General features: G+C 66.1%; 15 protein-coding genes. 7 read left to right on the top strand and 8 right to left on the bottom strand.

Annotated features, from left to right (window positions below; all coding sequences use genetic code 11):
• Positions 1 to 82 precede the first annotated feature (82 nt).
• From FVW27_RS15175 to queA, 7 genes are all read right to left on the bottom strand, one after another.
• A complete protein-coding gene (locus tag FVW27_RS15175) occupies positions 83 to 490 on the bottom strand; it encodes an SMR family transporter (protein WP_167126688.1) in 408 nt (135 codons plus the stop codon).
• A 378-nt stretch (positions 491 to 868) separates the two neighbouring features.
• Positions 869 to 1,159, bottom strand: coding sequence for a sll1863 family stress response protein (locus FVW27_RS15170; RefSeq protein ID WP_167126686.1), 291 nt, complete (start codon positions 1,157 to 1,159; stop codon positions 869 to 871).
• Positions 1,160 to 1,543: 384 nt separating this feature from the next.
• Positions 1,544 to 2,086, bottom strand: coding sequence for a 2-oxoacid:acceptor oxidoreductase family protein (locus FVW27_RS15165; RefSeq protein WP_167126683.1), 543 nt, complete (start codon positions 2,084 to 2,086; stop codon positions 1,544 to 1,546).
• The gene (locus tag FVW27_RS15160; protein WP_012613171.1) at positions 2,086 to 2,877 is read right to left on the bottom strand and encodes a thiamine pyrophosphate-dependent enzyme; all 792 of its coding nucleotides are present in this window, start codon (positions 2,875 to 2,877) and stop codon (positions 2,086 to 2,088) included. The genes FVW27_RS15165 and FVW27_RS15160 overlap by 1 nt, the downstream gene beginning before the upstream one ends.
• Positions 2,877 to 3,962, bottom strand: coding sequence for a 3-methyl-2-oxobutanoate dehydrogenase subunit VorB (locus tag FVW27_RS15155; RefSeq protein WP_167126680.1), 1,086 nt, complete (start codon positions 3,960 to 3,962; stop codon positions 2,877 to 2,879). The genes FVW27_RS15160 and FVW27_RS15155 overlap by 1 nt, the downstream gene beginning before the upstream one ends.
• 4 nt (positions 3,963 to 3,966) lie before the next feature.
• Positions 3,967 to 4,206 (bottom strand): 4Fe-4S binding protein, encoded by a 240-nt coding sequence (locus FVW27_RS15150; RefSeq protein ID WP_007525344.1) that lies wholly within the window; start codon positions 4,204 to 4,206, stop codon positions 3,967 to 3,969.
• Positions 4,207 to 4,538: 332 nt separating this feature from the next.
• Complete coding sequence (gene queA / locus FVW27_RS15145) at positions 4,539 to 5,867, bottom strand: tRNA preQ1(34) S-adenosylmethionine ribosyltransferase-isomerase QueA (RefSeq protein WP_243838497.1); 1,329 nt, start codon at positions 5,865 to 5,867, stop codon at positions 4,539 to 4,541.
• A 210-nt stretch (positions 5,868 to 6,077) separates the two neighbouring features.
• Here queA and FVW27_RS15140 point away from each other — a divergent pair, with 210 nt between their 5' ends.
• The 6 genes from FVW27_RS15140 to FVW27_RS15115 all read left to right on the top strand — a co-directional run bounded on the left by FVW27_RS15140 (position 6,078) and on the right by FVW27_RS15115 (position 13,019).
• Positions 6,078 to 6,638: a hypothetical protein gene (locus FVW27_RS15140; RefSeq protein WP_167126677.1), complete on the top strand. Its 561-nt coding sequence runs from the start codon at positions 6,078 to 6,080 to the stop codon at positions 6,636 to 6,638.
• A gap of 235 nt (positions 6,639 to 6,873) precedes the next feature.
• Positions 6,874 to 8,130: a bifunctional phosphopantothenoylcysteine decarboxylase/phosphopantothenate--cysteine ligase CoaBC gene (gene coaBC / locus FVW27_RS15135; RefSeq protein ID WP_167126674.1), complete on the top strand. Its 1,257-nt coding sequence runs from the start codon at positions 6,874 to 6,876 to the stop codon at positions 8,128 to 8,130.
• Complete coding sequence (locus FVW27_RS15130; RefSeq protein WP_167126672.1) at positions 8,112 to 9,173, top strand: hypothetical protein; 1,062 nt, start codon at positions 8,112 to 8,114, stop codon at positions 9,171 to 9,173. Before coaBC ends, FVW27_RS15130 begins: the two co-directional genes overlap by 19 nt.
• A gap of 407 nt (positions 9,174 to 9,580) precedes the next feature.
• Positions 9,581 to 10,330: a slipin family protein gene (locus tag FVW27_RS15125; RefSeq protein ID WP_167126669.1), complete on the top strand. Its 750-nt coding sequence runs from the start codon at positions 9,581 to 9,583 to the stop codon at positions 10,328 to 10,330.
• A gap of 254 nt (positions 10,331 to 10,584) precedes the next feature.
• Positions 10,585 to 11,592, top strand: a complete 1,008-nt coding sequence (locus tag FVW27_RS15120) for an NAD-dependent epimerase (protein WP_167126667.1) — start codon at positions 10,585 to 10,587, stop codon at positions 11,590 to 11,592.
• Between the two features lie 638 nt (positions 11,593 to 12,230).
• A complete protein-coding gene (locus FVW27_RS15115; protein WP_012613163.1) occupies positions 12,231 to 13,019 on the top strand; it encodes a ParA family protein in 789 nt (262 codons plus the stop codon).
• A 43-nt stretch (positions 13,020 to 13,062) separates the two neighbouring features.
• On the opposite strand, the gene FVW27_RS15110 is transcribed toward FVW27_RS15115, so the two are convergent.
• On the bottom strand, positions 13,063 to 13,473 hold the full coding sequence (locus FVW27_RS15110) for a hypothetical protein (protein ID WP_167126664.1): 411 nt from the start codon (positions 13,471 to 13,473) through the stop codon (positions 13,063 to 13,065).
• 91 nt (positions 13,474 to 13,564) lie between these two features.
• Here FVW27_RS15110 and FVW27_RS15105 point away from each other — a divergent pair.
• Positions 13,565 to 14,333, top strand: a 769-nt coding sequence (locus FVW27_RS15105) for a ParB/RepB/Spo0J family partition protein (protein ID WP_167126661.1), incomplete at its 3' end; no start/stop codon positions are given.

The raw sequence follows: 14,333 nt of genomic DNA, 5'->3' as shown, positions 1-14,333 counted from the left end.
GAGCGGGCCAGCAGCAGGTTGGCCCCCACGTCCAGGGCGGCGGCCAGCATCACGGCCAGCAGGAAGGGAAGCGCGGACCGGCTCATGGCGTCACCTCCCTGTCGGCCTGCGCGGCGCGGGCCGAGGGAATCGTCCCGCCGTCCCGCGCGGGCTTCGGAGCATCGTGCCGCGTGCCGTGGTGCACCATCAGGACGCCGCAGAGTATGGCCGCCAGCGCAGCCATGCGGGATGGCGTGAGCCGCTCGCCCATCAGGGCGCCCGCAAGCGTTATGAGCGCCAGCCCGACCCCCTCCCATACGGCGTAGGCCACGCCCACCGGCACGCGGGTAACGGCGCGGGCCAGGCACCAGTAGGAAAGGCCCAGCAGCAGGTACATGGCGGCCATGCCGGACACGGGCCAGGCGGCCTGCGAGGCCTTCATGATCACCGTGCCCGCTACCTCCAGCACGATGGAACAGGACAGGAACAACCAGGGTATGATGTTGGACACGCAAAAGCTCCTGGCGACCGGCGACTTCTGCGAAGTGCACGGGCCGCCGACGTTGTGGGCATGGATTGAAACTGCGGAAAACGGGAAGGATGCCGTCTGCCGGTTGTTCCGGCGCGGCGTAGGGTGGCGGGCTAAAGCGCGCTGCGCCAGAACCGTTCACGAGACGAAACGGTGCATGGCGTGCAGGTGGGGATGCAGAGAAGTCTCTTGGTCATGATGCGTTCAGCATGCCACGATCATGCAATGGGGGCAAGCAGCGGCGCGGGCGACGGAATACCGCCGCCCGCGCCGGGAAATGCTCGTCATGCCCTTCGGCCCGCCCGCCCCGCGTCCTTGGGGGCGGGCGGCCAGCCGGGGTGTGCACGGAGAGGACTGCGACTACTTGAAGCGGGCCCTTGCAGAGGCGAAGGCCGCCTCCACGGCGTCCCAGGCCAGCTCCAGGCCGGCCTTCATGTCCTTCCAGGCATGCTCGCCAGCATGCTGCAATTCGTCCAGCTTGCGCTTGGCCTCGTCGCGCTTGTGGCGCAGGTCGGTGATCTGCTCGTGGTATTCCACGCGGGCTTCCGCCTTGGCCAGCGCCGCCTGCACTTCCAGCTTCTCGAGTTGGGCCTTCCACAGTTCGAGCTTGTCGCGAAGGGTGCGGATGTACTCTTCCCTGGTGTTGGGCATGGTCTGCACTCCCGTGGCTGGAGGTTCGAGGGGAGCCGGAACGTCCGGCATCCGCGCGGCCCCGTGCCGCGCCTTCACCCGTACAGGTAGGCATCGGTGCGGGCCGGGGCAAGGGCAGGACGGGGAAATGACACAATGCTTCGCCGTGATCCCCCCGAAATCATTGATTAGAGGCAGTTTCACCCGCTCGGAAACAAAACCGCCCGCCGCGTATGCTCGCGGCGGGCGGTCATTTTCCATCCTGTTACCCCGCAGGCCTTGCGGCACATGGGGTTTTGCACGTTTCCCGCTCCGCGTTGCCGTTGCGCTCCGGTTGCGGGCGGTGCGGGGCAGCGCGATGCGGTTTCCCGCTACCGGCAGGCGTTTTCCTGCCGTTGCGGCAGCTTAGCCTGCGTGGTCGAAGCCCGCCTGCAACGCATCCGCGTTCTTGGGAATCAGATGGCTGTAGTGCGCGGAAATGACGCTGCCCAGGCTCTTCTTCACCACGTCCAGGTCCACCACGCCGGTGGCCCGCACGTAGGCGCCCAGCGCCACCATGTTGGCCATCTTGGTGTTGCCAAGCTTGTCGGCGATGTCGTTGGCGGGCACGCACACGGTGCGCACGCGCGCCTCGGCCTGCGATGCGTCCACCAGCGATGTGTTCAGCACCTGCACCCCGCCGTCTTCCAGCCGGGGCTGGAACTTGTCCAGCGAGGGCTGGTTCATGACGATGAGGCTCTTGGGCCGCTGGATGATGGGCGAACCGATGTCCTCGTCCGACACCACCACCGTGCAGTTGGCGGTGCCGCCGCGCATTTCCGGCCCGTACACGGGAATGTACGTCACGTTCAGCCCGGCGTTCATGCCCGCGTAGGCCAGCAGGTTGCCGATCAGCATCACGCCCTGGCCGCCGAAACCGGCCATGATCACGTCCTGGTAGAGCGCCATCAGCACACCCCCTCGCCTTCGGTCACGTCCTTGTACACCCCCAGCGGAAAGTAGGGGATCATCTCTTCGCGGATGCGGGTATTGGCCTTCACCGCGTCCATGCGCCAGTTGGTGGGGCAGCCGGACAGCAGCTCCACGAAGCCGAAGCCCAGGCCCTGTTGCTGCACGTCGAAGGCCTTGCGCACGGCCTTCTTGGCGGCGCGAATGTTCTTGACGCTGTCAAGCGAGGCGCGGGCGGAATAGGCCACCCCGCCAAGGCCCGCGATGATCTCTGCCATGCGGATGGGCATGCCCTCGCGGTCGCGGCAGCGGCCACCGGGGCAGGTGGTGGTCTTCTGCCCGATGAGGGTGGTGGGGGCCATCTGGCCGCCGGTCATGCCGTACACCGTGTTGTTCACGAACACGATGGTGATGCGCTCGCCACGGTTGGCGGCGTGCATCACTTCGGCAAGGCCGATGGACGCAAGGTCGCCGTCACCCTGATAGGTGAACACGATCTTGTCCGTGCGCCCGCGCTTGACGCCGGTGGCCACGGCAGGGGCGCGCCCGTGCGGGGCCTCCACCGAGTCCACGGCCAGATAGTTGTAGATGAACACCGAACAGCCGATGGAGGCCACGCAGATGGTGTCGTCCACCACGCCCATTTCCTCCAGCACTTCGGCCACCAGGCGGTGGGCGATGCCGTGGTGGCAGCCGGGGCAGTAGTGGGTGGCGCGGTCCACCAGCACGTCGGGAACCTCGAAGGCCATCTGCTCGTCGTCGGCGAGCGCCAGTCTTTCGTCAGCCTGCATCACTTGCCCCCCATGGCGTCCAGAATGGGCGCGAGGAAATCGTCAGAACCGGGCATTTCGCCCGGCATGTGCCCGTAGAAGGCGGAATCCACGATGCCGCGAATGGAAAGCCGCACGTCCTCCACCATCTGGCCGCAGTTGTGCTCGATGGTCAGGAAGCGCTTTCCCTGTTCCGCCAGGCCGCGCAGCAGCGGGCCGGGGAAGGGGAACAGGGTCTGCGGCCGCACCAGGCCCACCTTGTGGCCCTGGGCGCGCAGCTTGCGGATGGCGGACTTGGCGATGCGCCCGATGGAGCCGTAGGCCACCACGATCAGCTCCGCATCGTCGGTCAGGAAGCATTCCGCCCTGGCTTCGGCCTGCATGTCGGCGTACTTGGCCTGAAGGTGGCGGTTCTGCCCGGCCAGCGCGCCGTCTTCGAGGAACAGCGACTTCAGCAGGCGCGGCTTGCGGCCCCTGGCGCCTTCCAGCCGCCAATCAGCGGCTTCGGTGCCTGCAACGGCGGCGGGCTTCCACGGGGTGACCGGTTCCTTCATCTGGCCCACGATGGCGTCGCCCAGCACCATGACCGGGTTGCGGTACTTGAAGGCCAGGTCGAAGGCTTCCACCATCATGTCGTAGCATTCCTGGCAGGTGGCAGGGGCCAGCACCAGCAGCTTGTAGTCGCCGTGGCCGCCGCCCTTCACCGACTGGAAGTAGTCGCCCTGCGAGGGGCCGATGTCGCCAAGGCCCGGGCCGCCCCGGTTCATGTTGACGATGACGCCGGGCAGTTCGCTGCCCGCCATGTACGAAATGGCTTCCTGCATCAGCGAGATGCCGGGGCTGGACGACGAGGTCAGCGCGCGGATGCCCGCGGCGGCGGCGCCCAGCAGCATGTTGGCCGAGGCCACCTCGCTTTCCGCCTGCACGAATTCGCCGCCCGCGTCGGGCAGGGCGTAGGACATCATTTCCGGAATGTCGTTCTGCGGGGTGATGGGGTAGCCGAAGTAGCAGCGGCACCCCGCGGCCAGCGCGCCGTGGGCGATGGCCTCGTTACCCTTGATGAAGATGCGTTCCGGCGTGCCCGTGTCGGTTGTGTTGTTCGGCATTGGGCTACTCCTTCCCGGCCTTCTTGGCCTTGCGCGACTTGATGACGCGGATGGCGACGTCCGGACAGATCAGCGCGCACGAGGCGCAACCGGTACAGTCCTTCATGGCATCCGCCGGAACCTCGGCGACCTTGTAGCCCTGCCTGTTGAAGCGCGAGGACTGCACGATGATGCCCTTGGGGCACACCGTGGTGCACAGCAGGCACCCCTTGCAGCGCTCGTCCAGAAATACGACCCGTGACATGAAACCGTCCTTTGGGATGGAGGTTCGAAAGGCTGGTGGATGTGCTGCGCGCCCGGCGGTGGCCGGGTGCGCGCCGCTGCGGTATCTGCCGCCGGAGCGGCATGCCGGTACGGCGGTGTGCGTTCGATTGCCCGCGACGGCGTGCCGTCAGCGGGCGGACATCGTGCTGCCGTCTGCGCCGTCGTGCGCGCTGTTTCCGGCAGGCGGGGCCGCACCGCGCGGCGGCTTCTACCTATAGGACAAGTTCCGCCGCTTTTCAAAGCATGGTGCGGTGCCCGTCGAACTGGGCAGCCGTACCGCACTTTCGGGGTGTTGTTGCGCGCAACTGCCCGTCACAACAGCAGCATGGCATCGCCGTACGAGAAGAAGCGGTACCCGCGCGCCACCGCCTCTGCATAGGCGGACAGCACCCGCCTGCGCCCGGCAAAGGCGGAAACCAGCATCAGCAGCGACGATTCCGGCAGATGGAAATTGGTTATGATGTGGTCCGCCACCGTGAACCGGTAACCGGGCTTGATGAAAATGTCCGTCCAGCCGGTGAAGGCGCGCACCTCGCCGCAGGCGCGCACCGTGCCCTCCAGGGTGCGGGTGGATGTGGTGCCCACGGTGACCACCGGCCTGCCTTCCGCCTTGGCCGCGCGGATGGCGGCGGCGGTGGCCTCGCCCACCTCGATGTATTCGCGGTGCATGGCATGCTGGCGGATGTCCGCGCAGCGCACCGGGCTGAAGGTGCCGTAGCCCACGTACAGGGTGACCTCGGCCCATTGCCTGTCCGTGGCGGCCAGGCGGGCGCGCAGGTCGTCGGTGAAGTGCAGCCCGGCGGTGGGCGCTGCCACGGAGCCCAGGCGGCTGTCGTCGGCGTACACGGTCTGGTAGCGGTCGCGGTCTTCCTGCGCGTCAGGTGTGACTGCACCCGTTTCGCGGCGGATGTACGGCGGCAGGGGCAGGTGCCCCTGCGCCAGGAACAGCTGACGCAGGTCGCCCCGCCAATGCAGACGTACCGCGCTGCGCCCGAAGTCGCCGGGCTGGATCACCTCCACCCGCAGGTGCGGGCCGAAGTCCATGACGTCGCCGGTGCGGATCTTTTTGGAGGCGCGCAACAGCCCTTCGGCAGGCACGCTGAGCCAGCCTTCGCCTTCATCGCGCAGGCCTTCGCCCGTGCTGTCACGTCTGCTGCCCGTTCCAGTGTCGCCCCCGGCCAGTTCTTCCAACAGGGGCAGGGGAGTCAGCAACAGGAATTCCACCTTGCCGCCGGTGGGCCGCAGGCCCAGCAACCGGGCTGGCAACACCTTGGAATTGTTGGCCACCAGCAGGCAGCCTTCCGGCAGGTGGTCGCACAGGTCCGCGAAACGGGCGTGGGCCAGCGTGCCCGCGCCAGCCCCCCGTCGGTCCAGCACCAACAGGCGCGAACCTCCCCGCTGCGGCGCGGGATGCTGGGCTATCTGGTCTTCCGGCAGGTGGAAGCGGTACGATTCCAGCCGGTCGTCTTCGGGTATTGCGCCTGCGGCGCCATCTGCACAGCCGCCAGAAACGGCAGACGGTTCTTGCTGGGCGGATGTGCCCGTGGCGTGTTGGTCAGGGTCGTGTCGGTTCGGGGCTTGTTGGTCTGGGGCGCGCATCTGTTCGTGTCCGGTGTTGCCCATCGTGTCATCCATACGCATATATTCCTCGCGGGGCTTGTCCCGCGTGGTGCATGCCGTTTGCAGTCCGGCACGACATCCGCTAGTGTCGGCGCAGTTTTCGCGGTGGGCGCTGCCCCCCGCATGGCCCGTCTGCGGGCCGTACCGGAACCCCGGCCAGGCACTGCCAGCCGGTTGCGGATGCCGCCCCACGGCCCTGGCCGTCCGCATCATCAAGCACAGGAGAACCCCATGCGCAAGCTCGTCATAGCCGCCGCTCTTTCCGCCACCCTGCTCACCGTGCAGGGCTGCTCCTCCACGTCCATCCCGAACCCGTTCGAACCCGCCCCGCCCGCCAACGTGAACGAGGTGTACTTCGGCGAGTTCCGCGACGTGCCCATTCCCAGCGACATGACCGAGCAGACCAAGTACACGGCGGTCTCGCAGAATTCCGACGGCTCCAAGACCGGCACCCAGGTGTTCGAGGGGCGCATTGACCGGCAGTCGCTGGTCAACGCCATGATCCACAACATGACCCGCCAGGGCTGGGCGCTGCGCTCGGTGTTCCGTGGCCAGCGCAGCGTGCTGCTGTTCGAAAAGGCAGACCGCAACGCCATCTTGGGCATTACCGACGGCCAGGCCTACTCCACGCTGGAAGTGTGGGTGGCCCAGCGCCTGCCGGAAGGTGCGGGCGTGTCCGCTGGCGCGAATACCGCATCCGAGGGCACGTACCCCACCGGCAACTTTTCGGTGGCGCCCAACGCGCCGGTGCCTTCCGGCGGCGGCGTCAAGGAGCAGGGCCTTTCGCAGTAGTCCGTACGGCGGCGGCTGTCCAGCATGCTGACGTGCCGCTGCCGACCGTTGCGGCGGCGTGGCCGTGGCCGCAGCTGACGTGGCTTCGCCGGTCCCGGCTGCCCATGCGCACTGCCGGGCCGACGGCCAAGGATGGCAGTTGGCGACAACATGGCCTGTCTCCTTCGGCCTGGACGCTCTTGATCTGCTTTCCATCGGATAGGCCCAGCCGCACGCGCAGCGTGCCAGAGGGAACATGGACGCGCATCTCGCCTTTACCCGCTTTACCGGCCGCAGACTCCACCTTGGGGTCTGCGGTTCCATTGCGGCCTACAAGGCTCCCGACTTCGTGCGCATGTGGCGCGACGCTGGCCTGGACGTGGGCGTCACGCTTACCGATGCCGCACGGCGGTTCATCGCGCCGCTGACCTTTGCGGCGTTGGGGGCATCGCCGGTGTTCACCTCCATGTTCGCGGGCGGGCAGCCCGGCGGTGAATCCGCCGCGTCGCCTCCTTCACCAGACGACGATGTGTTCGGGCACCTCATGCCCGGCCAGTCCGCGCACGCCTTCGTCATCGCCCCCGCCAGCGCCTCCACCATGGCCCGGCTAGCCCACGGCCTTGCGGACGACATGCTCTCGGCGCAGGCGTTGGCCTTTCCGGGGCCGCTGGTCATTGCCCCGGCCATGAACCCGAAAATGTGGGCCAACACCGCCACGCAGGAAAACGTGGCCACCCTGCGCCGCCGTGGCCACGTGGTGGTGGAGCCCGGCTGCGGGCGCACCGCGTGCATGGAGGAAGGGCAGGGCAGGCTGGCCGACCCGCGCGATGTCTATCTGCACGGCCTGCGCGCCGCTTCCGCGCAGGACATGCAGGGCAGGCGCGTGCTGGTCACCCTTGGCCCCACGCGCGAACAATGGGACGGCGTGCGCTACTGGACCAACCCCTCCAGCGGCACCATGGGCGCGGCGGTGGCCGTGGCCCTGTGGCTGCGCGGGGCAGAGGTGCATGCCGTGTGCGGCCCCGGCACGCCGTGGTTGCCCATGGGCATCGCCCGGCACGACGTTACCGGCGCGCGCCAGATGTTCGATGCCGCGGACGCGGTGTGGGATGCCATGGACGCGGGCGTGTTCACCGCCGCCGTGGCCGACTTCAGCCCTGTTCCGCTGGGCGCGGAAAAATTCAAGAAGGCCGACGCGCGGGACGGCTTCAGCGTGGCCTTCACCCCCAACCCGGACATTCTGGCCACCCTTGGCAACCGCAAGCGCGACGGACAGACCGTTGTGGGTTTTGCCGCGGAAACATCCGGCCTTGCGGAAAGCATGGCCCGCAAGCTGGCCGCCAAGAACGCGGACATGATCGTGGGCAATCTGGTGGGCGGCGCGGATGCCGGTTTCGGCTCCGCAACCAACCGCGTCACCGTGCTGGCCAAGGGCGGGGAACCGGAGGAATGGCCGGTGCTGCCCAAGCCCGACGTGGCATGGAGGATCGTGGATTGGCTCGCCCGCCGCTAGGTCTGCTGGAAACCCTGCGCCCGTGGCACGGTGCGGGCCTGCTGCACGTGTTGCTGCCCGAAGGGCAGGGCGCGGCGTCTGGTGATGCGCCCGTTGCGGATGCCGCCGGTATCGTTGCGCACGCCGCCAATGGTGGAGCGTCTTCTGCCGATGTCCCGGACATGTGCGCGTTTCCCGCTGCCTGCGATGCACCCCGGTCCATGCAGGGCGACCCTTCCTTCGATCCGGACGCGTACGACATTCCTCCGGACCCCTCCGATTCCATGGATTCTCCGTACGTCCATGGCGACGTGTCCATGGGCATGGGGCGCGGTCCGAACTCTGATGGTGGTGCCGCCATTGGGAGTGGTGCCGGACCCGCGCAAGGCTACCGCCAGCCTCCTCCTCGCACCCCGCAGCCCGACAGCCCGGCGCAGCCTTCCAGACAGGCCAGTCAGGCCAGACAGGCCAGTCAGGCCGCGCAACCCGCATCCGGCGCAGGCCTTGCGGAAGCTTTGCCGCCAGTGGCGAACGGCCCCGTCGCCAGTCAGTTGCCGCCCGAACAGTGGCCCGACCCGTGGCGCGCGTTGCTGGGCAAGACCCCTCAACCCGCCCCCGTGCTGTGGACCTACTGGGCGCTGGGGCTGGATCTTTCCGGCTGCGCCGACGCGGCCCGCCGCGACACCTTGCGCCGCATCCTGGGTGCGTTGCAGCAGCCCAGGGGCAGCAATGCGTTCTGGCCCGTGGCCATGCCTGCCCCCATTGCAGATGATGCGCCCGCAGCTGCCGATGGCAGCACCTTGTCGACCACGGACCCCGTGTGCGATCCCGGCTTGTTCATGGCCGGGGTGGATCGCGTCGCGCCGCGCCTCGTTGTGGTCATGGGGTCCAAGGCCCTGCGGGCCTTCGCGCCCGACCTGCGCGCTCGCCCGTATCAGCAGATTCCGTGGCGGGGCAGGCTGCTCATCGTCCTGCCCGACATGGACAACCTGATCGCCGCGCCAGCCACGGTGGAGGCGGTCATCGCGTACCTGCGCACGGCGCTGAAGCCTGCCACGCTGTAGCTGCCCTTGGGGCCGGGGCGGCTCGTCGGCGCCCGGGGCTGCCATCCAAGTGGCCGCAGCGCCTCCACCGCCCTTCCGCTCACCATCCATTGACCGTATGTGACTCTTTGCCGTGCGCCCTGCCTTGCGTGCGGCCATGCGTTTGTCACGCGCCTGGCCACGCGATGGCCCTGCTACCGGCCAACGTCTGACCATGGCTGTTCCTTTCGTTGCTGTCGCGCAGCCCATGTGTTTCACGTGTCAATGCATCACAGCCTGTCCTCGCGGCACACTTTCTCCCGACCGTTCGCGCAAATCCGTGGCGCTTGCCCCGTCCCATGGTTATGATGGCTGTACAGGTCCGTCTGCGCCCGCCCCGCCGGATTTCCGGAACAACGCCCTGCGCTGCGGCCCTGCCGGAGGTTGCCATGTTCGAGATTGCCCCCATTCTTGCCCCTGTGGCCGCCCTGGCCGTGCTGGTGCTGGTGGCGTCGCTGAAAGTGCTCAACGAATACGAGCGGGCCGTGCTCTTCCGTCTTGGGCGTCTCATACAGCCCAAGGGTCCCGGCCTCATCATCGTCATCCCGGTCATCGACCGCATGGTGCGCGTGGGCATGCGCGTGCTGACCATGGACGTGCCCAACCAGGACGTTATCACCCGCGACAACGTGTCCATCCAGGTCAACGCCGTGGTCTACTTTCGGGTGGTGGACCCGGTGAAGGCCATCAACGAGGTTGAAGACTACCTGTACGCAACGTCGCAGCTGGCCCAGACCACCCTGCGCAGCGTGTGCGGCGGCGTGGAACTGGACGATCTGCTGGCCCATCGTGACAAGGTCAATCAGGACATCAAGGCCCTGCTGGATACACAGACCGAAGAGTGGGGCATTGCCGTGCAGTCGGTGGAATTGAAGCACATCGACCTGCCGCAGGAAATGCAGCGCGCCATGGCCAAGCAGGCAGAGGCGGAACGCGAGCGCCGGGCCAAGGTCATCAGCGCCGAGGGTGAATTCCAGGCGGCGGACAAGCTGGCCCAGGCAGCGGCCATCATTGCATCGCACCCGGAGGCCCTGCAACTGCGCTACCTGCAAACCATCCGCGAGATGGCGGCGGAGAGCAAGTCCACGGTGCTGCCCATCCCGCTCGATCTGCTGCGCGGGCTGTTGCCCAAGGGGTAGGGCGTGCCGAGCGTCCGTCCACGCCCTGGGCATGGACGGCGTTCATCGCAGGGCGCCACGGGTCAGGTCGGGTAAGGGCAGGCGGTTCGACATCCGATGACGTCGGATGCCGTGCCGCCTTTCCCTTGTGACAGTCTTCCGCTACTCTCACGCCGTCGTCATGCCGCTACCGGGTGAATGTCCGGAGCGTGCGGCCACCTCGTACCGGTCAGGCGCCACGCCTGCCCGCTCAACAGTCATCACAGGACGCCATCATGCATATTCTTGTCACCGGCGCCGCCGGGTTCATCGGCTACCATCTTTCGCGCCGCTTTCTGGAGGCCGGGCACACCGTGGTGGGCCTGGACTGCCTGAACGATTACTATGACGTGCAGCTTAAGAAAGACCGTCTGAAACAACTGGATCCGTACCCCGGCTTTGACTTCGCGCAACTGGACATGGCCAATGACGCAGGCATGGATGCCCTGTTCGCCGAGCAGAAGTTCACGCACGTGGTCAACCTGGCCGCGCAGGCCGGGGTGCGCTATTCGCTCAAGAATCCCCGTTCGTACGTCCAGTCCAATCTTGTGGGCTTCGGCAACATTCTGGAGGGCTGCCGCCACAACGGTGTGCAGCACCTTGTGTATGCCTCGTCCAGTTCCGTCTACGGGCTGAACACGGCCATGCCCTTCAGCGTGCACCACAACGTGGACCACCCCATCAGCCTGTATGCTGCTTCCAAGAAGGCCAACGAGCTGATGGCCCACACCTACAGCCACCTGTACCGGCTGCCCACCACCGGCCTGCGCTTCTTTACCGTGTACGGGCCGTGGGGCAGACCGGACATGGCCCTGTACCTGTTCACCAGGGCCATTCTGGAAGGCAAGCCCATCAACGTCTTCAATGAAGGGCGCATGCGCCGCGACTTCACCTACATCGACGACATCGTGGAGGGGGTGGTGCGCGTGACGGAGCGAACCCCGCAACCCAACCCGGAATGGCGGGGCGATGCCCCTGACCCGTCCACCAGCCCTGCCCCGTACCGCATCTACAACATCGGCAACAACAATGCCGTCGAGCTTGGGCGGTTCATAGAGATTCTGGAAGACTGCCTCGGCCGCAAGGCCGTGCGCAACCTGATGCCCATGCAGCCCGGTGACGTTGAAGCCACCTATGCCGATGTTGACGACCTGATCCGCGATACCGGCTTCAAGCCGCACACCCCGCTGGAGCAGGGCATAGAGGCCTTCGTGCGCTGGTTTCGCGACTATTACAGGATGTAGGCTGCCCGTGCGCTTTCCGCCCCTGTTTTCCACGGCCTGAGAGGGGCAAAGCGCCGTTTCTTCTTTGTTCAAGTCGCATTGCCATGCATGCGTCACGGGCGCCTTCCGCAAGGAGGGCGCCCGTTGTTTCATGTGAAACTTCACTTCTTCCTGAAATGGCTGTTTTGTTGATTCAAGTTGATGTTTGCGGCAACCCGGCTCCGCAATGCCGTTCAGCTGCAAGCTTTTTTCCGTGTAGGCATGGGGCATCTGTGGGGCAGGGCGCGTTTGCCGGGTAACGTGCCGTGTTGGTGTTGTCCGTTATCGGCGCCGCTGCCGCCAGCCCGTGCCGGGATGTTTTTCTTCCGCTCTTTGTGGTGCGCGTAGCCGGGTTGTCCTGTTTGGTGTCTGCTGCATTGTCAGGATTTGTATCATGTTGAAATGAAATGCCATGTTTCCGGTTCAGTGCTTGCGAGAACCTCGCGTTCGTCTTCTGCTTCAACGTTTTGCGTGTTGACAGGGTGTCGTGCCTCAACTAGCTATAACCCTGTGCTTGGCGAGCCCGGCGACGTTTTCAGTCGCCGCTTTACCCCCTCCGGCGCGCGCACGTTTCATGTGAAACATGAATTTTGCCTCTTACCCCAACAGGATAGGCAGCCGTGGCACGAATCATCGCAGTCGCCAACCAGAAGGGCGGTGTGGGCAAGACCACGTCTTCGCTCAACCTTGCCGCTTCCCTCGCCATCATGGAAAAAAAGGTGCTGCTGGTCGACTGCGACCCGCAGGCCAACTCCACCAGCGGACTCGGCATCGACCAGGAGGAAGTGCGTCACAACCTCTATTCGGTGTTCTTCCAGCCCGATGAAGTGGTAGAGGCCATCTACCCCACCCAGACGCCGTATCTGTCCATTCTGCCATCCACCACCGACCTGGTGGCGCTGGAGCTGGAGCTGGTGGACAAGATGGCGCGGGAATACTACCTGGCCGACCTGCTGAAGCCACTGGACAGCCGGTTCGACTACATCATCCTCGACTGCCCGCCGTCGCTGGGTCTGATCACCCTGAATGCCCTGTGCGCCGCGCGCGAACTGCTGATACCCCTGCAGTGCGAGTTCTTCGCGCTGGAAGGCATCGTCAAGCTGCTGCAGACGTACGAGCAGGTGAAGAAGCGGCTGAACCCCGGCCTGTCGCTGCTGGGGGTGGTGCTGACCATGTACGACGTGCGCAACAAGCTGTCGCGCCAGGTGAAGAACGAGGTGCGCAAGTGCTTCCCGGACCACCTGTTCGAAACGGTCATTCCGCGCAACGTGCGCCTTTCAGAGGCGCCCAGCCATGGCAAGTCCATCATCCACTACGACATCAAGTCCAAGGGTGCGGAGTCGTATCTGGCGCTGGCCAAGGAAGTGGTGCTGCGCAGGCCGCAGCGGCGCGAAGGGCAGGGCGGGTAGCTTTGAAAGGCGGTTCGCCGCGCTGGTGCGCGGCGAACCGTGTCTATTTGGGGCTGGCGGGCGTGAATTCGAAGCAGATGTGGTCCTTGAAGTGTTTCTTGCGCACCGAGGATCCGCATTTCACGCAGTCGAAGACCAGCATGCCGCTCAGCGTTGCATTGCGCAGCCGGAACGGATGGAAGGGGTCATGCTCCCAGTCTTCGGTGGCGGCGCCGCAGCAATCGCAGTGCACGTCCGCGCAGAAAGGATACTTGAAGTCCCAGTAGTCCTTGAAGGTCTGCCAGTCGTCCATGGGCTCCGGCCTGGCGGTGGGGTACATCTTTTCCAGGGCCTGTTCCAGCAGGGGCGCCACCTTGTGCTGCACGGCGGCCCATACCTGCGGGCTCAGCAGTACGCCGTAGAGTTCGCCATGGCGGTCGTGCAGGTGCACCACATGCGCTTCACGTTCGGTCATCCGGTTGCCACTCCATAAGGGTGTTTGTTCGTCAGTCCACAGATTTAGGTAAAGATTCAGGTCAATGCGGCCCAAAGTCAAGGAGAACACGATGGCAGGACCTTCGCGCGGATTAGGCAGGGGACTCGATGCCCTGTTCAAGGGCTATCAGGAACAGCCCAAGCCCTCGGACATCCGCACGCTGCCCTTGCGCGCGCTACGCCCCAACCCCGGCCAGCCCCGCAAGATGTTCACGGAAGCGGCGCTGGAAGAACTGGCCGCCTCCATCCGCAGCCAGGGCGTATTGCAGCCTTTGCTGGTGCGGCCCATTCCGGGCACGGAAGGGCAGGCCGAAGGCGCGTCCCAGGCCTACGAAATCGTGGCGGGCGAGCGCCGCTGGCGGGCCAGCCAGATGGCCGGGCTGCGCGAAGTGCCCGTGCTCATCCGAGAACTGACCGATCAGGAAACACTGGCTGTCGCGCTTATCGAAAACCTGCAGCGCGAAGACCTGAACCCCATGGAAGAGGCGCTGGCCATGCAGGAACTGCGCGAGCAGTTCGGCCTGAGCCAGGAAGACCTGGCCCAGAAGCTGGGCAAAAGCCGTCCCGCGGTGGCCAACACCTTGCGCTTGCTGCATCTGCCGGAAGCAGCCCGTGAAGACCTGCGCGAGGCGCGGCTGTCCGCCGGGCATGCCCGCGCACTGCTCACCGTTACCGACCCGGAGCCGCAGGATACCCTGCGCCGCCGTATCCTGTCCGACCGGCTTTCCGTGCGTGAAGCGGAAGCGGCCGCTGCCCATTGGCGCGACCGTGGCGCCCTGCCCGAGCCGCTTGCCGTGCCGCCCAAACGTGAAGACGCGCGGCCCGTGCGTCCGCCGCAGC

This window comes from Nitratidesulfovibrio liaohensis, from assembly GCF_011682075.1.
GTDB lineage: Bacteria > Desulfobacterota > Desulfovibrionia > Desulfovibrionales > Desulfovibrionaceae > Cupidesulfovibrio > Cupidesulfovibrio liaohensis.
The sequence above is the reverse complement of the archived record's forward strand: the minus strand, read 5'-3'. Positions and strand labels throughout refer to the sequence as shown.